General features: G+C 69.8%; 20 protein-coding genes and 1 pseudogene. 12 read left to right on the top strand and 9 right to left on the bottom strand.

Annotation, left to right across the window (positions count from 1 at the left end; genetic code table 11):
• From ACYVO6_RS26040 to ccrA, 3 genes are all read left to right on the top strand, one after another.
• Nucleotides 1-1,095: non-ribosomal peptide synthetase (locus tag ACYVO6_RS26040; protein ID WP_461065121.1), on the top strand; the 1,095-nt coding region annotated here is incomplete at its 5' end.
• A gap of 24 nt (nucleotides 1,096-1,119) precedes the next feature.
• Nucleotides 1,120-2,124: an alpha/beta hydrolase gene (locus ACYVO6_RS26035; protein WP_461065119.1), complete on the top strand. Its 1,005-nt coding sequence runs from the start codon at nucleotides 1,120-1,122 to the stop codon at nucleotides 2,122-2,124.
• Nucleotides 2,125-2,153: 29 nt separating this feature from the next.
• Complete coding sequence (gene ccrA, locus ACYVO6_RS26030) at nucleotides 2,154-3,458, top strand: crotonyl-CoA carboxylase/reductase (protein WP_461065117.1); 1,305 nt, start codon at nucleotides 2,154-2,156, stop codon at nucleotides 3,456-3,458.
• 28 nt (nucleotides 3,459-3,486) lie between these two features.
• Here ccrA and ACYVO6_RS26025 read toward each other — a convergent pair whose 3' ends face one another.
• Complete coding sequence (locus ACYVO6_RS26025) at nucleotides 3,487-4,968, bottom strand: cytochrome P450 (protein WP_461065115.1); 1,482 nt, start codon at nucleotides 4,966-4,968, stop codon at nucleotides 3,487-3,489.
• Between the two features lie 370 nt (nucleotides 4,969-5,338).
• Here ACYVO6_RS26025 and ACYVO6_RS26020 point away from each other — a divergent pair, with 370 nt between their 5' ends.
• From ACYVO6_RS26020 to ACYVO6_RS26000, 5 genes are read left to right on the top strand one after another with little or no spacing between them, the layout of a single operon-like run.
• A complete protein-coding gene (locus tag ACYVO6_RS26020; protein WP_461065113.1) occupies nucleotides 5,339-7,024 on the top strand; it encodes an ATP-binding protein in 1,686 nt (561 codons plus the stop codon).
• 5 nt (nucleotides 7,025-7,029) lie between these two features.
• Nucleotides 7,030-7,440: a roadblock/LC7 domain-containing protein gene (locus tag ACYVO6_RS26015; protein ID WP_033319016.1), complete on the top strand. Its 411-nt coding sequence runs from the start codon at nucleotides 7,030-7,032 to the stop codon at nucleotides 7,438-7,440.
• Nucleotides 7,437-7,808, top strand: a complete 372-nt coding sequence (locus ACYVO6_RS26010; protein WP_165254733.1) for a DUF742 domain-containing protein — start codon at nucleotides 7,437-7,439, stop codon at nucleotides 7,806-7,808. Before ACYVO6_RS26015 ends, ACYVO6_RS26010 begins: the two co-directional genes overlap by 4 nt.
• Nucleotides 7,789-8,409 (top strand): GTP-binding protein, encoded by a 621-nt coding sequence (locus ACYVO6_RS26005; protein WP_461065110.1) that lies wholly within the window; start codon nucleotides 7,789-7,791, stop codon nucleotides 8,407-8,409. The genes ACYVO6_RS26010 and ACYVO6_RS26005 overlap by 20 nt, the downstream gene beginning before the upstream one ends.
• Nucleotides 8,406-9,659 carry a cytochrome P450 gene (locus ACYVO6_RS26000; RefSeq protein WP_461065108.1) on the top strand — a complete coding sequence of 418 codons (1,254 nt, stop codon included), beginning with the start codon at nucleotides 8,406-8,408 and terminating at the stop codon, nucleotides 9,657-9,659. Before ACYVO6_RS26005 ends, ACYVO6_RS26000 begins: the two co-directional genes overlap by 4 nt.
• A gap of 94 nt (nucleotides 9,660-9,753) precedes the next feature.
• Here the strand turns inward: ACYVO6_RS26000 and ACYVO6_RS25995 are convergent, their stop codons facing one another.
• The 4 genes from ACYVO6_RS25995 to ACYVO6_RS25980 all read right to left on the bottom strand — a co-directional run bounded on the left by ACYVO6_RS25995 (nucleotide 9,754) and on the right by ACYVO6_RS25980 (nucleotide 12,990).
• Nucleotides 9,754-10,785, bottom strand: a complete 1,032-nt coding sequence (locus ACYVO6_RS25995) for a 7-epi-alpha-eudesmol synthase (RefSeq protein WP_461065106.1) — start codon at nucleotides 10,783-10,785, stop codon at nucleotides 9,754-9,756.
• Nucleotides 10,786-11,058: 273 nt separating this feature from the next.
• Nucleotides 11,059-11,520, bottom strand: coding sequence for a peroxiredoxin (locus ACYVO6_RS25990; RefSeq protein WP_461065104.1), 462 nt, complete (start codon nucleotides 11,518-11,520; stop codon nucleotides 11,059-11,061).
• 63 nt (nucleotides 11,521-11,583) lie between these two features.
• Nucleotides 11,584-11,892 (bottom strand): DUF4235 domain-containing protein, encoded by a 309-nt coding sequence (locus ACYVO6_RS25985; protein ID WP_461065102.1) that lies wholly within the window; start codon nucleotides 11,890-11,892, stop codon nucleotides 11,584-11,586.
• Nucleotides 11,893-11,949: 57 nt separating this feature from the next.
• The gene (locus ACYVO6_RS25980) at nucleotides 11,950-12,990 is read right to left on the bottom strand and encodes a glutathione S-transferase family protein (RefSeq protein WP_461065100.1); all 1,041 of its coding nucleotides are present in this window, start codon (nucleotides 12,988-12,990) and stop codon (nucleotides 11,950-11,952) included.
• A gap of 62 nt (nucleotides 12,991-13,052) precedes the next feature.
• On the opposite strand from ACYVO6_RS25980, the pseudogene ACYVO6_RS25975 reads away from it, so the two are divergent.
• A pseudogene (locus ACYVO6_RS25975) lies at nucleotides 13,053-14,072 on the top strand (cation diffusion facilitator family transporter); the annotation flags it as partial.
• A 156-nt stretch (nucleotides 14,073-14,228) separates the two neighbouring features.
• Here ACYVO6_RS25975 and ACYVO6_RS25970 read toward each other — a convergent pair.
• Together ACYVO6_RS25970 and ACYVO6_RS25965 are read right to left on the bottom strand one after the other, a co-directional pair.
• Nucleotides 14,229-14,678, bottom strand: coding sequence for a nitroreductase family deazaflavin-dependent oxidoreductase (locus ACYVO6_RS25970; protein ID WP_461065098.1), 450 nt, complete (start codon nucleotides 14,676-14,678; stop codon nucleotides 14,229-14,231).
• 90 nt (nucleotides 14,679-14,768) lie between these two features.
• Nucleotides 14,769-16,229 carry an aldehyde dehydrogenase family protein gene (locus ACYVO6_RS25965; protein WP_461065096.1) on the bottom strand — a complete coding sequence of 487 codons (1,461 nt, stop codon included), beginning with the start codon at nucleotides 16,227-16,229 and terminating at the stop codon, nucleotides 14,769-14,771.
• A 184-nt stretch (nucleotides 16,230-16,413) separates the two neighbouring features.
• On the opposite strand from ACYVO6_RS25965, the gene ACYVO6_RS25960 reads away from it, so the two are divergent.
• Entirely contained in the window at nucleotides 16,414-16,935 is a 522-nt protein-coding gene (locus tag ACYVO6_RS25960) for a flavoprotein (RefSeq protein WP_461065094.1), read from the top strand.
• Here the strand turns inward: ACYVO6_RS25960 and ACYVO6_RS25955 are convergent.
• Nucleotides 16,920-17,741, bottom strand: a complete 822-nt coding sequence (locus ACYVO6_RS25955) for an endo alpha-1,4 polygalactosaminidase (protein ID WP_461065092.1) — start codon at nucleotides 17,739-17,741, stop codon at nucleotides 16,920-16,922. The two genes, ACYVO6_RS25960 and ACYVO6_RS25955, sit on opposite strands and share 16 nt — an antisense overlap.
• Nucleotides 17,742-17,883: 142 nt before the next feature.
• Here ACYVO6_RS25955 and ACYVO6_RS25950 point away from each other — a divergent pair, with 142 nt between their 5' ends.
• Together ACYVO6_RS25950 and ACYVO6_RS25945 are read left to right on the top strand one after the other, a co-directional pair.
• A complete protein-coding gene (locus ACYVO6_RS25950; RefSeq protein WP_461065090.1) occupies nucleotides 17,884-18,900 on the top strand; it encodes an NAD(P)-dependent oxidoreductase in 1,017 nt (338 codons plus the stop codon).
• 10 nt (nucleotides 18,901-18,910) lie between these two features.
• Entirely contained in the window at nucleotides 18,911-19,558 is a 648-nt protein-coding gene (locus tag ACYVO6_RS25945; RefSeq protein ID WP_461065088.1) for an HAD-IA family hydrolase, read from the top strand.
• A gap of 426 nt (nucleotides 19,559-19,984) precedes the next feature.
• Here ACYVO6_RS25945 and ACYVO6_RS25940 read toward each other — a convergent pair whose 3' ends face one another.
• Nucleotides 19,985-20,818 carry a phytanoyl-CoA dioxygenase family protein gene (locus tag ACYVO6_RS25940; protein ID WP_461065086.1) on the bottom strand — a complete coding sequence of 278 codons (834 nt, stop codon included), beginning with the start codon at nucleotides 20,816-20,818 and terminating at the stop codon, nucleotides 19,985-19,987.
• Nucleotides 20,819-20,872: the final 54 nt, after the last annotated feature.

The raw sequence follows: 20,872 nt of genomic DNA, 5'->3' as shown, positions 1-20,872 counted from the left end.
GACCGCGACATGAGTCCCGTCGAACGGCTGCGGCTGTGCGTGGCCGGAGTGATGGGATACAGCCCCGAACACATCGATCCCGACACGCCGTTGACCGACCTCGGCCTGGACTCGCTCACGGCCGTGCGCATACGGGCCGTCGTGGAGCGGGAGTTCGATGTCGAGGTCGAGCCCGGAGTGCTGCTGAAGCAGGGGACGTTGCGGAGGATGGCCCAACTGCTGGGCGCTGACGCTGACTTGGGGCACCCGGCCCTCCCCGTACCCGAGGCCCTTCCCGCACGCGAGTGGCCCACCGCACCGGAGCGCCTCCGCGCCTTCCCCGCCACCGGCCCGCACGCCCCCCTCTTCCTGGCCCACGCCGCAGGCGGATCCGCCGACGTCTACGCCCGGTTGGCCGCACGACTCGACGGTGACCGCCCGGTCCACGGCTTCGACCGACAGCCGGATCCCGACGATGTGCCGGGCCGGGCCGCGGAGTTCGCCCGGCGTATCCGGGAGGTCAGCCCCAACGGGCCCTGGGCGGTGGGCGGTTGGTCGTACGGCGGTGTCGTCGCCCAGGAGACGGCCCGGCTCCTCTCTCCACACGGCACCGTCTCCGCCCTGGTCCTGCTCGACTCGGTCCTGCCGCTGTCGACCGGGCTCACCGCCACCGAGCTGGCCCTGCGCCACTTCCAGGATTTCGCCGCGTACGTGGAGCGCGACTACGGCACCCGCCTCGATCTGCCGTACGACGAACTCGCCGGACTCGACGACATGGGCCGCATCGACCTCGTCCTCAAGGTGCTGAGCGAGACCGTCGAGCTGCCCGACTCCGTACTGGAGCACCAGCGCACCTCGTATCTGGACCTCCGCAGCGGCGAACGCCACACACCCGGGCCCTACACCGGCCGCACCCTCCTCTACCGCGCGAGCGAGTCCGCCCCGCACACGGTCCGCGACCCCCGCTACGAGCGCGAAGACCGGGCGCTCGGCTGGGACGCCCACTGCACCGACCTCACCGTCGTCCCGCTGCCCGGCCACCACCTGTCACTGCTCGACCCACCGGTCGTCGACGTACTCGCCGGACTGCTGACACGCGATCTGCGGGACTCCTGAAGGAATCCTGAAGGGACTACACCTATGCCGCGTCCGATACCGCGTCTGCAGCGCCGCTGCGCTCTCGCCCTCGCGCTCACAACCTCCCTGTTCGGTACTGGAGTTGTGCTCGCCCCGCAGTCGTCCGCGGCACCCACGGCGGCGACCGTGGCAGACGTGGACGGCGCCGCCATCGTGGGGGAGAACTGGCTGGACGCCCGCACCGTGGACCTCATGGTCGACTCCCCGGCGGTCGGCGCCACCCTGCCCGTACGCGTGATCCTGCCGACGCGTTACACCGCGCAGCCGAACCGCACCTGGCCCGTCCTCTACCTCCTCCAGGGCGCCCACGACGACTACACCTCCTGGACCCGCGAGACGGACGTCGCCGACTTCATGGCGGACAAGGACGTCCTCACCGTGATGCCGGCATCGGGTCCCACCGGCATCCCCACCGACTGGTGGAACAACGGCAGCGCCGACGCACCGGACTACGAGACGTTCCAAGTCGACGAACTGATGGGCCTGTTGGCACAGAGATTCAGGGCCGGTACGAAGCGTGCCGTCGCAGGAGTCTCCACCGGCGGCTACGGAGCCCTCGCCTTCGCCGCGCGGCACCCAGGCACCTTCGGGGCGGCGGCCTCGTACAGCGGGATCCTCGACACCACCGCCTTCGGCATGCCCACCGTCCTCAACGCGATCGTCGCCCGTGAACAGTTGCCGCCCCTGACGCTGTGGGGCAGCCCGCTGTTCCAGCGTGACAACTGGACCCGGCACAACCCCTACGCCCAGGCACGTCACCTCAAGGGCACCAAGCTGTACATCTCGCAGGGCAGCGGACTGCCCAGCGATGACCTCGGCAACATCGAAGGTGCGGTGCTCGAAGGCGTCCTGTGGTCCCAAGCGCACCGATTCGCAAGGCAGTTGGAGGCTCTGAACATCCCGGCCGAGACGCACTTCTACAGCGGGGGAGTACACAACTGGCCGAACTGGCGGCAGGAGTTCAAGGCCTCGTGGCCGACGCTCGCAGCGGGCCTCGGCCTGAGCTGACCTCTCAAGGCCCCACCAAGGAGGAAAACATGGACGCGCTGGCCCAAGCCGTGGTGGCGGGAGCCACCCGTGCCGAACTGGAACAGCTTCCCCTGCCCGGTCACTACACCGCCGCCCATCTGCGGGCGGAGGACATCGACAGCTTCACCGGAGTCGCGGACAAGGACGTCCGCAAGTCCATCCACCTCGGCTCCGTACCGATGCCCGAACTCGCCCCGAACGAGGTGCTGGTGGCCGTCATGGCGAGCGGCATCAACTACAACACCGTCTGGTCGGCGATGTTCGAGCCCATCCCAACCTTCACCTTCCTGAAGCACTTCGGCCGCCAGGACCGCTGGGCGGCCCGGCACGACCAGCCCTTCCACGTCATCGGCTCCGACGCGTCCGGCGTCGTCGTCCGCACCGGCTCCGGCGTGCGCAGGTGGCGGGTCGGCGACCAGGTCGTCGTGAGCCCGGTGTACGTCGACGAGGAGGACCCGGCGACCCACGCCGACGGCATGCTCGGCTCAGGCATGCTGGCCTGGGGCTTCGAGACCAACTACGGCGGGCTGGCCCATTACTGCATCGCGCGCACCAGCCAACTCCTGCCGAAACCAGCCCACTTGACGTGGGAGGAGGCGGCCTCGAACCCCCTGTGCGCGGGCACGGCGTACCGCATGCTCGTCAGCGACCGGGGCGCCCGGATGACACAGGGCGACGTCGTCCTGATCTGGGGAGCGGCCGGCGGGCTCGGTGCGTACGCCGTCCAACTCGTCCGTAACGGCGGCGGGATCGCCGTCGGCGTCGTCAGCAATGAGCGGAAGGCGGAGTACGCCCGCAGCCTGGGCTGTCACGTGGTCATCAACCGGGAGGAGATCGGTCTCACCAGCAGTGCGGCGCCCGCCGATCCCACGGTGATCGGCAAGCGGCTCGGGAAGCTGATCCGGGCCGCGACGGGCGAGGATCCGCACATCGTCTTCGAGCACGTGGGCCGGGCCACCTTCGGTGTCTCCGTGTTCGTCGTGCGGCGTGGTGGCGCGGTCGTGACCTGTGGCTCCAGCACCGGCTATCAGCACGAGTTCGACAACCGCTACCTGTGGATGCGGCTCAAGCGCGTCATCGGCAGCCATGGCTCCAACCTGCAGGAACAGGCCGCCGTCGGCCGCCTCCTGGACCTCGGACACGTCACCCCCGCGCTCACCGAGACCTATCCCCTCACCGCCACGGCGGAGGCCGCCCGTCTGGTCCAGAACAACGAGCACCTCGGCAAGGTCGGCGTCCTCTCCCTGGCGCCCGCCCCCGGCCTCGGAGTCAGTGACCCCGAGCGCCGGGAACGCTTCATGGCGGGGGCGTGAGCGCGTTATACATGCGATATGCGCGCCATCAGACGGGCTGTTCCGCCTTCTCCTCCGTCGTCTTCGGCACCCTCAGCTGCGGTGTCATCGAGAGCTTGTCCGGCTTGACCGTGACGATGGCCTGTGGGCGTGGGGGAGCCGATGTCAGGGTCAGGCGCCAGCGCTGGACGACGGTGGCCAGGACGATGAGGAGCTCGGTCCAGGCGAACTCCTCGCCGATGCACTTGCGGCGGCCGTCGCCGAAGGCGAGGAACGAGGTGCGGTTGATGCTCTTGGCGCGCTCCGGCTCCCAGCGGTCCGGGTCGAAGGCCTTGGGGTCGGCGTAGACGTCGGGGTCGTGCTGGTGGACGTACGGGCTGTAGACGACGTCCGCGCCCTCGGGGATCGGGTGTCCGTCGAGGACGACCGGGCGCGTGGTGCTGCGCGTGACGAGCCAGGCGGGGCCGTACATGCGCATGGCTTCCTTGAGGACACTGCGCATGTACGGCAGCGAGCTCAGGTCCTCCTGGCGCAGCGGCCGGTCGCCGCACACGGCGTCGAGTTCGTCGTGCAGCCGCCGCTCGATCTCCGCGTTCCGGCTGATCTCGTACAGGGTCCAGGCGAGTGTCGTCCCCGTGGTCTCGATGGCGCCGGTGAGGAGCGTGATCGCCTCGTCCTGGAGCTGCTGGCGTGAGAGGGGGCCCGTCTCGGGGTCGTCGGCAGTGAGGAGGGTGGAGAAGAGGCCGCCTTCGGACGAGTTGCCCGTCGAGTTACCCGTGGGCCTGTCCGTCGGGCTGCCCGTGTGCGCGGGGCAGCCGGCGGGTGGCCCGGCCGACGTGTCCGGTGCCGCGGCCAGTTGGGCGCGGTGATGGTCGATGGCCTGGTCGATGAGCGTCCGCAGGCGCGCGACCCGCCGTTCGTGCGCGCGGTTCGCGGGCAGCGGCAGCTTCGTCACCCAGCCCGGCAGGATGGTCTGCCGGATCGTGCCGCGCATGATCGCCGGCATCAGGCTCTGGAACTCCTCCTCGACGTGCCCCGGCAGTCCCGAACCGAAGAGCGCGACGAGGAAGGTCGACAGTGTCAGGTCGTTCATGTCCTCGTACGTGTCCCGCGCGACCCCCTCCGCCCACGCCTCGGTCGCGGCCCGTACGTGTCTGATCATGACGTCGCCCCGGGTGGCGATGTGTGCCTTGTTGAACATGGGCTGCATCAGCCGTCGGTGCTTCAGGTGCAGGTCGCCGTCGGCGATTGTGGCGAGCCCGTCGCCGAAGAACACCCGCAGCGCATCGATGATCTTGCCGCCCTTGGCGAACGCGTCGACCTCCGTCACCAGCACCCGGCGGGTGACGGCCGGATCGGTGACCACATAGGCGGCGGTAGGTCCTATCAGGATTTTGACGACGCTGCCCTGACTGCGCAGCGAGTCCATGAACTCCAGGGGACGTCTGGCCAGTTGGTGCCCGTGCCCGATCAGGGGCAGGCGACCGGGCGCGGTGGGAGCCGCCGCAGAAGTACCTGATATGCCGCTCATTGGTACATCTCCTCAAGGTCAACCCGGGGTAGGGGGGCGATCATGGAATGCATGCCCGTGTGTCCCATGGCGTATCCGCGTGCTTGTGTCACACCGTCATGAAGGGTCGGGGAGACGGGTAAAGGGATTTGTCGACTCGAATGTCCCAGGTCGGAGCGTGGCGAAAGCCGTATGGATGTGGGCCGGGAGGTTGATAGTCAGGAGATCAAACCCGATAAGGTTCCTTGTGGCGCGGCGAGTTGGCGCGGTAGCACTCCGTTGTTAGCTCGCTGTCCACGCATGCCCGCCGCGCGGTTGACCGCCGCGCGTCGAGTGCGTCCACGAGCTTCTCCCACCCCCCTGTTCGACCGTGTTGCTTCGAAGGATGCAGATGGAACTTGCCACTCCGCCACCGGCGGCGCGGGCTCCGGTCTCCTGGTACGGCTGGTGGCTGCTGCCTCTGAGCCTGGGCGCCGGGACCGTGGTCGCCGCTTTCGCGGAATCCGATCAGACCCGAATAGCCGCGATCGTCGCCGGGGCTCTGACGACGACGGCAAGTGCCTTCTGCGTACGTTTACTGGTTCGCTCCCAGCATCAACTGCGACGTAGCGCGGGCGAGTTCAGGAACGCGCAGGCCGAGCATGCCCAGCAGTGGCAGCAGCATGTGGCCGGTCTTGAGCGGAAGTACGCCGCCGAGCGCGCGGCCCGCGACGCCCAACTGGGCGAGCAGGCCCAGGCGTACGAGGCGCGGATCGCCGAGCAGGCCCAGGCCTGGCAGGTGCAGCTGGACCGCCAGCAGGCCGCCGTGGCGCTGCTCGCCGACACCCAGCTGCCGGACGCGCTGAAACGGCTGCGCAGCGGTGAGGCCATCGACGATGTGCTGCCCACCGTCAACCAATGCGCGGAGGTCAGCGCCGACCTGCGGGCCGAGTTGCGCAAGGTGCTCAGGACCTCGCTGATCGGCGTGGAGGAGGAGTTCAACCGCTCCACCTCGGCCGAACAGGCCGTCATCAGCATGGGCAGCCGTATCCACGTGCTGACCAGCAAGCTGCGCGGACGCCTGCACGAGATGCAGGGCGAGCACGGCAGGCTGCCCGCCGTGGCCCAGGGCCTGATGGAACTCGACCAGGAGATCGGCCCCGCCGACTGTCTGGCCGCGAGCATCGGCGTACTCGGCGGCTCGGACCGGCCCGGCCGGCAGTGGCAGGAACCGCAGCGGCTGCTCAGCGTGGTCCGCGGCGGCATCGGCCGGATCAAGGACTTCGACCGGGTCCAGGTCCGCCATCTGCCCGAACTCGGCGTCGACGGCGGCCTGGTGGACCACCTCACGCTGATCTTCGCCCACCTTCTCGACAACGGCGCGCGCTACTCGCCGCCCACCGAGCCCGTGGTTGTCTCCGGCAAGGAGGTGCCGAACGGCGTCGGTATCGAGATCCAGGACTCCGGCAAGGGCCTGAACGAGGAGAAGAAGCAGGAGGCGCTCGCGGCGCTCGCGGGCGAAGCAGCGGGCCCCGGTCTCGGCGGTGTGTCCGAGGACGCCCACCTAGGGCTGCGCGTGGTGGGCGCCCTGGCCCGCCGCTACGGCATCAGGGTCACGTTCGCGGACTCGCCCTGGCTCGGCACCTCGGTCGTCGTGGTCGTACCGCACAAGTACTTCAGTCCGCTGCCCGCCGCCGTCGCGGCTCCGGCTCCCGCCGCACAGGTCTCTGCCACGCCCGCGGCGCCGAGCACCGAGGCCGCCGAGGCCGAGCCCGCTCATGCCTCGGCCGAGGAGGCCGGGGACGGCTGGGCTGCTGGGGCAGCCGTGGACACCACACCCGGCGGTCTGCCCAGGCGCCGCAGGCGCACGGAGTCGGGAACGGAGCCGGGACGGCCGAAGCCGGTCGTACGCGACGAGACGGCCGCGACATCTATGAACACGGCCTCGCACGCCGTGCCGCCGGACGCGTCCTTCGCCGGCCTGGCCGCCTTCGCCACGGCTGGACGCGAGCCGACCGACGGAGGCGGGTCCACCGCGGGACATGAGTCCGCCGCGGGACCCGAGTCCACCGAGCACCGCACTGAAGAGAGCGACTAGTCCACATGACGCAACAGGGAACCGACGTGAGCTGGGCGCTCCGCGACCTGGTCGAGAGCATCAAGGAGATCCGCTTCGCCCTGGTGGCCTCCAGCGACGGAAAGGCCATCACCTCCTACGGCGCCGACGACCCCGACGACGTGGACCGGTTCGCCGCCGTGGTGGCGGGACTGCAGGCGCTGGCCCAGCCGGTCGCCGGGCAGTTCCCTGCCTACGCCGGGCAGCTGCGCCTCGCGATGATCGAGGTCGACGGCGGCCACCTCTTCGTGGTGCGGGCCGGCGTGGAGACATACCTCGGAGTCCTCGCTAGGGAAGGCCTCGACCAGGGCCTGCTCGGCCATCAGATGAGGGATCTGGCCCGCAGAATGGGTGAGCTCCTCGGTACCACTCCGCGCCTGGAGGAGCACTCTGGATGAGTGGTCCCAGCCGACCCTTGAACCCGTCCGGTCTGGAGCGCTACTACGTCCTCACAGGCGGCCGCAGCGGACCGGGCGGTTCGGCGTCGAGCCTCGATGTGGCGACCCTCATCATCTCCCGCGCCGCCGCCGTCCCCGGCATGCAGCACGAGCACGAGGAGATCCTCCGGCGCTGCCGCGATCCGCTGTCGGTCGCCGAACTCGGCGCCCACCTCGGATTGCCGTTCAACATTCTCGCGGTGCTCCTGGCCGATCTGCTGGACGCAGGCCGTATCGAAGCCCGTGATCCCATCCCGGCGTCCGGCGCCGGTCGCGGGCCCGACCTCGCGCTCCTTGAGGAGGTACTCAGTGGACTTGAAAGGCTTTGACCATCCCGACCGGCAGTCGGCGGACGGCACGCTGCCGGCCGGCGCCCGCTCGGTGAAGGTGATGATCGCCGGCGGATTCGGCACCGGAAAGACCACCATGGTCCGCTCGGTCAGCGACATCAAGCCGCTCACCACCGAGGAGACCCTGACCCAGGCCAGCGCCGACGTCGACAACCTCATCGGGGTGGCGGACAAGCAGGAGACCACCGTCAGCCTCGACTTCGGCAAGATCGGCATCAATGAACAGCTGGTGCTGTACCTGTTCGGGACGCCCGGCCAGGAGCGGTTCTGGTTCCTGTGGAACGGACTGTTCAAGGGCGCGCTCGGCGCGGTCGTTCTGGTCGACACCCGTCGGCTGGCCTCCAGCTTCCGGGCCATCGAGGAGATGGAGCGGCAGAACGTCCCCTTCGTCATCGCCCTCAATGTCTTCCCCGACTCCAAGGAGCACCCGATCGAAGAGATCCGGGACGCCCTGGACATCTCCCCGCACACCCCGGTCGTGGCCTGCGACGCCCGCGACCGGGCCTCCAGCCGTGACGTACTCATCGCCCTGATACGTCACCTCAAGGAACGCTCCGCCGTCGCTCTGGAGTCCCGATGACCGACCAGCCCTTGAACGGCCCCGATGCCCCGAACGGCTGCCCCGTCGCGCACGGCGGGGGAGACGACTTCACCCGCCTCTACGGGCCCGAGGCGGCGAGCGACCCGCACGGCATCTACGCCAGGCTGCGCAAGGAACACGGGCCGGTCGCGCCGGTACTCCTCGAAGGCGACATCCCCGCCTGGCTGGTGCTCGGCTACCGGGAGAACAGACGGGTGCTCGACAACCCCCGTCAGTTCAGCCGCGACGCGCGGATCTGGCGGGACTGGAAGGAGGGCCGCGTCGAGAGCACCTCACCGCTGATCCCGATGCTGGGCTGGCGACCGGACTGCGTGTCCCAGGACGGCGAACCGCACCGCAGGCTGCGCGGCGCCGTCACCGACAACCTGCAGGCCGTGACGGGCCGCGGTATACGTCGCCACGTCACGCACTTCGCGAACAAGCAGATCGACGCCTTCGCGGGCGCGGGCAGCGCCGACCTCGTGGCCGAGTACGCCGAGTACCTGCCGATGCTCGTACTCACCAGGATCTACGGACTCGCGGAGGGGGAGGGGCGGCGGCTGGCCGAATCCTCCGCGCAGGTGCTCAAGGGCGGCGAGGACGCCGTCCTGCACAACGACCGCATCATGCAGATCCTCGGCGAACTCACCGAGCGCAAGCGCCTGGAGCCCGGCTCCGACTTCACCACCGGGCTGCTCGAGCACCACGCCGACCTCGACGACGACGAGGTCCTCAGCCACCTGCGACTGGTGCTGATCACCGCGCACACCACCACCAGCAACCTCCTCGCCAGGGTGCTGCAACTGCTCCTCACCGACACCACCCGGCTCGCCGGTCTTGTCAGCGGGCAGCTGAACATCTCCGCGGTCGTCGAGGAGGTGATGTGGAACACCCCGCCGCTGGCCGTCCTGCCGGGCCGGTTCGCCGCCACCGACCTCGAACTCGGCGGACACCGGCTCCAGGAGGGCGACCTGCTGGTGCTCGGCCTGACCGCGGGCAACGTCGACCCGGAGGTACGGCCCGACGTCGGTATCTCCGTGCACGGCAACCAGTCGCATCTCGCCTTCAGCGGCGGCCCGCACGAGTGCCCGGGGCAGAACATCGGCCAGGCCATCATCGAGACGGCCGTCGACGTCCTGCTGCACCGCCTGCCGGGCCTGCGCCTCGCGGTGGCAGCCGAGGAACTCACGTCGACGGCTTCCACGTGGGAGGCGCGGCTGGATCGGCTGCCGGTGGAGTTCGCGGCGTAGAAGTCCGTACGGCGGCTTGGGAGTTCGTTCGGCCGGTCACCAACGAGGGTGGCCGGCCGAACCGTTCCATACGTGTCTGTAAGTGCCGTACGCCTCAGACCGCGAGCAAGTCGTCCAGCGACCCCCGGCCCGCCAACTCGGCGGCAGCCGCCGGGCTTTCCTTGTCGGCGGCGTACCGGCCCGAGGTCAGGGCCCACTCGTAGTTGCCGTTGATCCAGTGCTGGATGGCCTCGACACCCATCCGAACTTGGTCCCGCTGTTCCTCGTCCAGGCCGAGCCCGTCGCACATCTTCGGTACCTGGGCCTCCAGTTCGAGGTACCTCTCGAGGCAGTCCGTGGTCATCCGGAACGCCTCGTCGGCCGCCTCCTCCCAGGTGCACCGGCGCTCCCGGTGCAGCACGGCTATCAGGTTGTGTCCGTCTCCTCTGCGCTTCTCGCGCTCGAAGGAGTGGATGTCGTTCATGAACCCGATGGTGTCCGCGGCCAGATCCCGCATCCTGATCATCAGCGGATGGGCCTGCACCTGCGCCGGAACCTCGAAGCCACGGCTGCGCTCACCGGCGTCGATGCTGTGGTGAATGCCGACCGTACGGCGGCGGAACTCGGCGTACTCCTCAAGACCGAGCGTGCCTTCCAGGCCGCGGGCCGCCAGGTCGACCTCCTCGGTGTGCGCCACGAGGAACCGGCCCCAGGAGGCCGCGAACCGCGTACGCCACGTCAGCGACATGTCCTCCGAAAGGTGCGCCCAGACCTCCGCCCAGGCCACCGTGATCGGGCAGTCCACCCGTGGCGTGCTCCCCGCCGGACGCAGTGGTGTGACGATGAGCTCGCGCGCCACCTCCGCTATGCGGTCGGCGCGGTCCGGCCTGCCGGCGTCGAACTGGTCGTCGAAAAGGAAGGCCAGCGAGAACCAGTTCATGAGGACGACCATGTCCTCGGCCGAAGCGTGCGGATACGTACGGGCGGCGGCCTGCGGCAGATCCCAGGACTGGTACTCCTCGAAACCTTCCTTGCTGCGGACCAGGCGACGGTCCCAGACCCAGCGCAGATGACGCGCCCGGGCGTACTCGAGATGCTCGCTGATGGGGGTGGTGAAGGGGAGGTCGAATTTGACGTCCTGCGGCATTCGCATCCTCTCTTGGAGACGATTCACAGGGCCCCCCACCCTGCGCGCGAGCGATCGGAACCGATCGACCGCTGACTCGAACTGCGCTTCCCGAGACGAAAGTTGACTCGATTGCGCTACGAGGCTGCCCCGATCGTAAATGATCTATGCCGTGACCTTCGTGACTTCGCCGTGACCTTGGTTACTCTTCAGACGATCTTGGCCAAAAGCCCGCGTTGGATGGGCGGCGGGTGGGAACACCGCCGCCAGGTCGGGCTGAGCGCAGAGTGGCAGTCAGGCTGAGCGCAGGGCCGCCAGGGCGCGGTCCGCGTGCGCGCTCATCCTGAACTCGCTGCGCACCACCTCGAGTACCTTCCGGTCCTTGGAGATGACGAACGTGACCCGCTTCGTGGGCGCCATCGTGAAACCGCGCTTCACGCCGAACCGCTCCCGGATCGCCCCGTCCGGGTCGGACAGCAGCGGAAACCCCAGCGTGTGCTTCCCGGCGAACTCCTGCTGCCGGTCGACCGGATCGCCGCTGATCCCCACCGGCCGCGCCCCGGCGGCGGCGAACTCGGCGGCCAGATCGCGGAAGTGGCACGCCTCGGCGGTACAGCCCGGCGTGAGGGCGGCCGGATAGAAGAACAGGACGACGGGACCCTCGGCCAGAAGCTCGGAGAGCTTCCGGGGCGTGCCGGTCTCGTCGGGCAACGCGAAGTCCTCGACGGTGTCGCCCACCTCTGGCTGGTTGCTCACAGCTCGCTCTCCTGCCTTCCGGCCGTCGATCCGGAAGCCAACCTTACGGGACGGTAAGGGAGTTCAGTCCCGGCCTCCCTTTTCGCCGGACGGCCACACTCCGGTCCTGCGCTCGATGAACGCGGCACCCGTACGGTCCACGGCGCTGCGGACGACGGCGAAGATGGCCCCCTGGACGGCTGCGGCCAGCAGGATCTCGCCCCAATTCCGCTCCTTGTCCAGTGCGTCGGGCGCGTCGTCCTCGTGCCGGATCGCCTTCCACGTCTTCTGGAAGGCCTTGGTGGCGAGCGTTCCGCTCGTCCAGCCGAGCAGGAAACCGAGGGGTTTGTAGGCGAGAGGCAGCTTCATCTTCTTCTTCTGCTTCTTCGGCATCGCTGACTCCTTATGTCTTTGTCCATATGTCGTTGACCGTGTTCTTGTACGCGCGGGTCAGGGCCGCCCGGCTGCCGGGACCCGCTCGCCCTCGGGCACGGGCCCCGGCGGGGTCCCGTCGCCGAACGGGCGGCCACCGAGCTCCTCACGGCGATGCGGCGTCAGCCAGCCGGACAGGTCGGGGCCGAGCGGCACGATGCGGGTCGGGTTGATGCCCGTGTGCACCTGGTAGTAGTGCCGCTTGATGTGGTCGAAGTCGACGGTGTCGCCGAAGCCGGGCGTCTGGTAGAGATCGCGGACGTACGCCCACATCACCTGATCCTCCGTCAACTTCCAGCGGTTGCACTTGAAGTGGCCGTGATAGACGGCGTCGAAACGGACCAGCGTGGTGAACAGCCGGATGTCTGCCTCCGTGATCGTGTCGCCGACCAGATAACGCCGGCGGGCGAGCCGCGCCGACAGCAGCTCCAGCCGCCGGAAGAGTTGCTCACAGGCCGCCTCGTACTCCTCCTGGCCGGTGGCGAAGCCGGCCCGGTACACCCCGTTGTTGACGTCCTCGTACGCCTCCTCCATGACCTCGTCGATCTCGTCGCGCAGCCGGGCCGGATACAGGTCCGGCGCTCCGTCCCGGTGCAGGGCCGTCCACTCGGTGGCCAGGTCCAGGGTGATCTGCTGGAAGTCGTTGGTGACCAGGCGGCCACTGGGGACGTCCACGATCGCGGGGACGCTGACGCCGCCCGGATAGTCCCTCTCGCGTGCGTCGTACGCCTCGCTGAGGAACCGGATGCCGAGTACGGGGTCACGGCCGTCCGGGTCCAGCGTGAAGCGCCAGCTGCGGTCGTCCTGGATGGGGTCGGCGATGGCCAGCGACAGGGCGTCCTCAAGACCCAGCAGCCGCCGGGAGATCACCGCGCGGCTCGCCCAGGGGCAGGCCCGGCTGACGACCAGCCGGTAGCGGCCGGCCTCGACCGGCCAGCCGTCCCGGGCGTCCGCCGTGATGCGGTCCGTGAAGTGGCTCTTGGACCGCTTGAACGACTTCCTGCCGTACGCCTCGTTGCCGTCGATGGCGCTCATGTCGTTGCCGTCGGTGTCACTCATGGCTCCCGTCCCTCCTGTCCTTCCTGGCCTGTCCTTCCTGAGGTGTGCCCCGACCTGCCCTGATGACAGGAGTTCCCCGAATTCGGCGCTCACCTCCGTGTGAGGGCGCGCGACTGGGGCAATCGGCCGAAGTGAGCCGTAAGCCGTTGACCACCTCGGACCGCAGAACCCGTGTCACCGTGCTGGTGGCGCTGGCCGCGAACGTCGTGATCGCCGTGGCCAAGACGGTGGGCGGCCTGGTCGCGGGCTCGCCCGCGCTGCTCTCGGAGGCGGCGCACTCCGTGGCCGACAGCATGAACGAGGTGTTCCTCCTCGCTGCCCTGAGCCGCAGCCGGCGTCCCGCCGACAGCCGCCATCCCTTCGGCTACGGCATGGAACGCTTCTTCTGGTCGCTCCTGGCAGCCGTCGGCATCTTCGTGATGGGCGGCTGCTTCTCCTTCTTGCAGGCCTTCGAGGCCTTGCGCAGGGGAGCAGCCGAGTCGTACGACGGCTATGTGGCGGGGCTCGTCGTCCTCGGGGTCGCCCTCGTCTCCGAGGGGATCTCCTTGCTGCGGGCCCTGCACCAGGTGCGCGTCCAGGGCGGCGCCTCCGGGGCTCGTGATCCGGCGCTGCGGACGGTCGTCGCCGAGGACGTCACCGCCGTGCTCGGCGTGACCCTCGCGATCGCCGGGATGGCGCTCCACATGGCCACAGGCCAGGTCGTCTGGGAGGCTATGGCCTCGCTCGCCATCGGGGCGCTGCTCGTGTACGTGGCGTACCGCCTGGGCCGCGACGCCCGCGACCAGTTGATCGGCCGGGCCGCGGACCCCGAGCAGAGCCGCCGTATCCGGGCCCTGCTGGAGGCGCAGCCGGAGATCGACTCCGTGGAGTCCCTGCTGACGATGGAGCTGGGCCTGGACTCGACCCTTGTGGCGGCCCGGATCGACCTGACTCCCGGCCTGGACAGCGAAGAGGTCGAACTGGTCGCAGAACGCATCAAGCGCACCGTGTCCTACGCGATCCCGGAAGCCGACCAGATCTTCCTCGACATCACGGACGCACTGACCGCGAAGCGAGCCGCCCGCCGCGAGCCACGCGGCGGCTGACCTGCGAGTTCTCCCCCGTCCCTGACAGCGGGCGACCCCGCCGCGACGGGGGAGCGCGGCGGGGCCTGAGGGTCGTGTGCCCGGCGCACGGCGCTTCAATCCTGCCGGACCTGCCGGATCGGAGGAACATCAGCACACGCCGGGTGCGGCGGATCAGCGCTCGTCGACCGGTTCCAGTACGAAGACCGGGATCTCGCGGTCCGTCTTCTTCTGGTAGTCGGCGTAGGGCGGGTATGCCGCGACGGCGCGTTCCCACCACACCGCCTTTTCCTCACCGGTCACCTCGCGTGCCGTCATGTCCTGGATGACCGTGCCATCCCGGAGTTCCACGTGGGGATCGGCCTTGACGTTGAAGTACCAGACCGGGTGCTTGGGGGCACCGCCCAGAGAGGCGACGGCGGCGTACGTGCCCTCGTGCTCCACGCGCATGAGGGGCGTCTTGCGTATCTTGCCGCTCTTGGCGCCTCGGGTGGTCATCAGGATCACGGGCATTCCCGTGTCCATCAACGTCGTCCCCTGCGTCCCGCCGGAGCTCTCGATCAACTCCACCTGCTCACGTACCCACCCGGCAGGGCTGGGCTCGTACTCACCTTCAAGAGGCATGCCATCGTTCCCATCGTCGTATACGTGGTGAACCACCACAGAGGCGCACTCACCACCTACTACCCCACAGCACCCGGTGAAACGAACGGCTCAGAACGGATAGTGCGCGTGCTGCGTAGCCAGTGTCACCCAGCGGGTGTTGCTGAACGCCTCGATGCCCCAGCGCCCGCCGAACCGGCCGTATCCGCTGGCCTTGAAGCCGCCGAAGGGAGCGTTCGGCTCATCGGCGACGGACTGGTCGTTGACGTGCACGATGCCGGTACGGATCCGGCGGGCGACGGTCAGCCCGTGGGTGCCGTTCTCGGTGATGATGCCGCACGTCAGCCCGTGCTCGGTGGAGTTGGCGAAGTCGATCGCCTCGTCGTCCGTGCCGAACGTACTGATCACGGCGAGCGGGCCGAAGGCCTCGCCGTGGTACAGCTCGGCGTTCTCCGGCAGATCGGTGAGCACGGTCGCCGGGTGTACGGCACCCTCGGGAGCCGTACCGCCGGTCAGCACGGTGGCGCCCTTGGCGACGGCGTCCTCGACCAGCGCCGCGACCCGGCGGGCGGCGTCCGGGGTGACCAGCGGGCCGACCACCGTGTGCGGGTTGGCCGGGTCGCCGGACACGAGCGACTCGGTCTTCGCGACGAACTTGGCTGTGAACTCCTCGGCGAGGCTCTCGTGGACGAGGAGCCGGTCGGCCGACATACAGATCTGGCCGGCGTTCATGAACACGGAGAAGACGGCGGCGTCGACCGCGTAGTCGACATCGGCGTCCGCCAGCACGATCACGGAGTTCTTGCCGCCGAGTTCGAGGAGCGCGGGCTTGAGGTGCCGGGCCGCGTGGACGCCTATGACGCGGCCGACGCCGGTGGAACCGGTGAAGTTGACGGACCGTACACGAGGGTCGGCGATCAGCGCCTCGGCGACGGTGGCCGCGTCCTCGGGGGCGTTGGTGATCACGTTCAGTACGCCGTCGGGCAGGCCCGCGTCCCGCAGGATGTCCGCGACGAAGAGACCGCAGGCCAGCGGGGCGTCCTCGCTCGGCTTCATCACGACGGTGTTGCCCGCGGCGAGCGGGGCGGCGACGGCACGGACGCCGAGGATGACCGGGGCGTTCCACGGCGAGAACGCCGCCACGACGCCGACGGGCTCCCGGACCGCGAGGCCGAGCGCACCCTCCGTCTGGGCGCTCAGCACCTCGCCGCGCGGGGCGGTGACCGCGGCGGCGGCCTCGCGGAGCATGTTCGCGGCGAGGCCGACATTGAACATGGCCCAGGGCCGCGTCCCGCCCACCTCGCCAGCCATCGTCCGTACGGCGTCCTCGACGCGGGACTCCAGCAGGTCGGCCGCGTCGAGGAAGATCTTGCGCCGGACCACCGGGCTGGTCGCGGCCCAGCCGGCGAACGCGGCATCCGCGGCGTCCACGGCGCGCGTGACATCCTCGACGCCGGCCGCGGCGACCGTGGCGTACACCTGGGAGCTGTACGGATTCACGTCCTCAGCGGTGCGGCCGGAGGCGGCGGGCAGGTCCTTGCCGCCGATCAGCAGGTCACGATGGAGGGTCATGGGGGGCTCTTCCCGTCGTGCGGGGCAAGACGACCAGGCCCCCGAGGCTCAGCCGCTTGTCCGCCTGGTGAACGTTTCTTCGTTGAATGTTGGATTGAGTCTGCAACGTGCCACGGTCCCAGTCAATCAGCGACGTTGATCGACCGCGCGTTGGATCCTAGATCCGTTGAGTACGGTTTCCAGGGTGACTGATCCAGCCCGGAAACCCTTCCTCTACGTCGTCGTCTGCGCTGCCGGAGTCGCCGAGGACGTCGGCGAGTTGATCAGCCTGGCGCAGGGGCGGGGCTGGGATGTCGGAGTCATCGCGACCCCGCCCGCCATGGGCTTCTTCGACACCGCGGCGGTCGAGGAACAGACCGGGCGGATCATCCGGTCCGCCTGGCGGTCGCCGGGCGACCCGCGCCCGTTCCCGGACCCGGACGCCGTCGTCGTGGCGCCCGCGACGTTCAACACCCTCAACAAATGGGCGGCCGGAATCGCCGACACCCTTGCCCTCGGCACCCTCTGCGAGGCGTACGGCCTCGGCGTGCCGATCGCCGTACTGCCCTGCGTGGGCGAGGCGTTGACCGCGCACCCCGCCTACCAGGAGAGCCTGAAGCGGCTGCGCGCGATGGGTGTCCGGTTCGGCGAGCGCGCCTTCGGCGGCCCGGACGACGGGTTCCGCTGGGAGCGGGGCCTGGAGCTGCTGGCTCACTCGCGGACGTAGCCGTCATCGCCCGGCGTCGACACCTGCACATCCCGGCGCACGATGCTCAGCCGGTCCCCGAAGCCCGAACGGGCCTTCTCCAGACCGCGGCCGGTGTACTCGATCACCACGACCCGGTCGTCGAAGGCCTCCGCGTACGCACCGCACTCGTTGTACGCGCCGCACTCCTCCGCCACCGCGAAGTCCAGCCCCGTACGGGACTTGAGGCCGGCCAGCTCCACGGTGTTCTTCTGCGCGATGGCCAGGCCACGGGCGTGCGCATGCACGGAGAGCAGCTTGATGAAGGACATGGCGTCGTTGGCGGTCAGCAGGCCGCGTGAACGGGTGTAGCTGTCGTAGTTGTCCGGTTCGACGGCGTCGTACCCCTTGGCCGCACAGTCGTCGACCCACTGGTTGATCCGGGCGGCGATGCGCCCCCGTTTCGCCGGCGTGCCGATGTCGAGCAGCGCCTCGTCCCAGTCGCCGTCCATCACGACCTCACCGTTCTTGTCGCGCAGCAGCAGGTCGGCGGGCCAGTCGTCCCGTGCGTCCGGCTGGGCCTGGAAGGCGTTGACGTAACAGATGTTGTAGAGGCCCGGGGCGGGGTCATCCCCGTGGTCGCGGGCGACGATACGGACGCCGGCCGGCGGGGGATAGGCGCCGCCGATCTGGTAGTCGAAGCCGGCGTTCCGGGGCGGCAGGCGAACGGTCCCGGGCTTCGGCGGTGCGGTGGTGTCCTCGCCGGACCCGGACGTACAGGCGGCCAGCGCCACGAGGGCGGCCAGGGCAACGGCAACCCGCTTGACGGGCCTGCCCGTTCGGTCCATCGCGAGTCCTGCACGCCTCGGCACGCCAGGATCAAAGCTGGGGGGCGACGCGCACGTCAAGTTCGCACAGCGGGGCCCATCGCGGAGGCGGTTACCGTTTCGTGAGGACGCCGCCTGTTCCCGTACGGATGCAAGGAGAGCCGTGAGCACCCCCGACAAGCCGCTCGTGATCCTGCGCGCCGCCCCCCACCCCACCGACCGCATCTTCACGCCGGACGCGCTCACCCGGCTGCACGACCGCTTCACCGTCATCGAACCGGACTCCGAAGCGGCCCTCGACGAGGCCCTGCCCGACGCTTTCGCCGTCGTCGGACAGCCCGAACTGCCGGCCGAACGGCTCGCTCGGGCAGGCAAGTTGAGGGCCGTGCTCAACGTCGAGGGCAACTTCTATCCGCACGTCGACTACGAATCCTGCTTCGAGCGCGGCATCCACCTCCTCAACTGCGGCCCCGCGTACGCCCAGGCCGTCGCCGAGTACGCACTCGGGCTCGCGCTCGACCTGGCGCGCGGCATCAGCCGCGAGGACCGGGCCTTCCGCGCCGGGCGGGAGCGGTATGTGTCCGAGGGTAACGCCGATGCCGTACTGCTGCGGGGCTCGGACATCGGCCTGATCGGCTTCGGCCAGCTCGGCCGTGCCCTCCACCCGCTGCTGGCGGCCTTCCGCCCGACCCTCCGGGTGTACGACCCCTGGCTGCCGCCCGCCGTCCTGCGCGAGCAGGGCCTTGTGCCCGCCACGCTGGACGAGACCCTGAGCCGCAGCCGGTTCGTGTTCGTGCTGGCCACCGTCACCGACGAGAGCCGCCATCTGCTCGGCGAGCGCGAACTGGACCTGCTGCCGGACGGTGCCCGGCTCGTGCTCATCAGCCGGGCACCCGTCGTCGACTTCCCGGCTCTGCTCACGCGGGTCGCCGAGGGCCGGCTGCTGGCGGGTATCGACGTCTGGCCCGAGGAACCCGTCGCCGCCGACGACCCCGCTCGCGGCCTGGACGGGCTGGTGCTCTCCGCCCACCGCGCGGGCGGCATCCCGGAGGCGTTCTGGACCATCGGTGACATGGTGGTCGACGACCTGACACTGATCGCCCGGGGCCTGCCGCCCGCCCGTATGCAGGTCGCCGCGCGCGAACTCGTCGGCCGATACCGCAACCGTCCCGTCAGCTGAAGGACCCCGCATGAAGATCCCCTGCCAAGGCCTCCTCTTCGACAACGACGGCGTCCTGGTCGACTCCGACGCGGGCGTCGACCAGGCATGGAGCCGGTGGGCCCGGGAGCGCGGCCTGCCGGCCGAGGAGGTCACCGCGATGGTGCACGGGCGGCGCTCCGCCGACACCGTCGCGCTGCTCGTCGCCGACCCGGACGAGCGGCCCGCAGCGCTCGCCGAGATCGACCGCCTGGAGCTGAAAGCCACGGCCCTCACGACCGCGCTGCCCGGCGCGCACGACCTGCTCACCAGCCTGCCGCAAGGGAGTTGGGCCATCGTGACCTCCGGCGTCACCGCCCTCGCCCGAGCCCGCCTCACTGCCGCCGGCCTGCCGCTGCCACCCGTGCTCATCACCGCGGACGACGTCACCCACGGCAAACCGGCCCCGGACGGCTACCGCGCGGCGGCCGAGAAGCTCGGACTCGCCCCGGCGACGACCGTCGTCTTCGAGGACAGCGTCGCGGGCGCGACCGCGGGGGCCGCGGCAGGGGCGTACGTCATCGGAGTCGGCGAACGGGGCCTGGCCACGGACGCCTCCGTCGTCGTGTCGGATCTGCGGGGGCTGACCTGGCAGGACGGCGTCCTGGACCTCACCGGGGCGCGGCTGTTGCGGTCCTGACGCCTACTGGGGTGGGGGGAGGTTTCTTTCCCCAGCCCCGCCCCTTCCCGAAACTGGGGCTGCGCCCCAGACCCCATCAGGGGGTGGGTGACACGCCGTGTCGCGGCTGCGGGTGCGTCGTGGCTGGTCGCGCCGTTCCCCGCGCCCCTGAAGGGGCGCTCCCGGAGCCGCCAGCCACCATGCTCACCAGCCCCCACGTGCCCGCAGCCTCCCACCGGCGGGAGGGGACGTGGGCCGGTGCGTCAAATGCCCGTCGCGTAGGTTCGGTCTCGGAGAACCAGGACCGTGTACCAACACCGGGTCGTACGCCCGGCCTGCGACGGGCTGACGCACCGGCCCACGGCCCCGACCCGCCCACCGGACCCAAAGGGGCGCGGGGAACGGCGCGAGCAACCACCCACCAACCCGCAGCTTCCCGCGGAGCGCTCAGTGTGGGCCCGCCGGAGCGAACTCCGTCCCGCAAGGCCCCGCCCCCTCGCTCTCCCGCAGCGGAACGGGATCACCGCTCATCGTCAGCGTGCGGTAGTGGCTCCCGATGCACTCGGCCGACCGCCCCACGTAGTGGGCGATGAACGACCGGCGGAACCGGTCGGCGCTACCGTTCGGCTGCGAGCCGTGCACCAGGGTGCCGTTGAAGAACAGAACGTCACCCGGCGACATGTCGACCGGCACGGCGGCGAGGCCGGGCGGCGGCGGTACGTACTCCCGCGCGAACGACAGCCCCTCGTCGGCCTCCTCCGGGCAGAACAGGTCCATCTTGTGCGTGCCGGGAACGACCTCCAGGCCGCCGTTCTCCCGGTCGATCACATCGCAGGCGATCCACGCGGCCACACAGGTGCCCGGCTCGACACGGAGATAGAAGTTGTCCTGGTGCAGGGCCTGGCCTCGGGCGCCCGGCGGCTTGAAGTAGAACATGCTCTGGGCGGCGAGGACCTCCTCGCCGAAGAGGGTCTCCAGGACGTCGCGCAGTCGCGGTTCGAGAAGGAAGCGCAGCGCCAGGTCGTTGATGCGGTGCGGATGCATCACGCGGGGGTAGCGGTGCAGCGGATCGGCGGGCCCCAGCGTTTCCGACACGCGCGGCTCGAAGTGGCCGGGCACCGGACCGGCGGCGTGCAGGGCCATGAACTCCGCGTTCAGCTCGGCGATCTCGTCCCGGCCGAACAGTCCGCGCAGCACCGTGAAGCCGTCCTCCTCGAACTGCCGGTGGCCGGCCTCGGGCAGGATGGGCTCATGGAAGGCGCCGATGTCCGTGACTGTCATGCGTTCACCCTTTCCGGCGGGGGCTTCGTCCATTCCACGCTAGGCCGCCGCGTC

The sequence above is a fragment of the Streptomyces pseudoechinosporeus genome (assembly GCF_054783935.1).
This window is presented reverse-complemented; position numbering and strand designations above follow the sequence as displayed.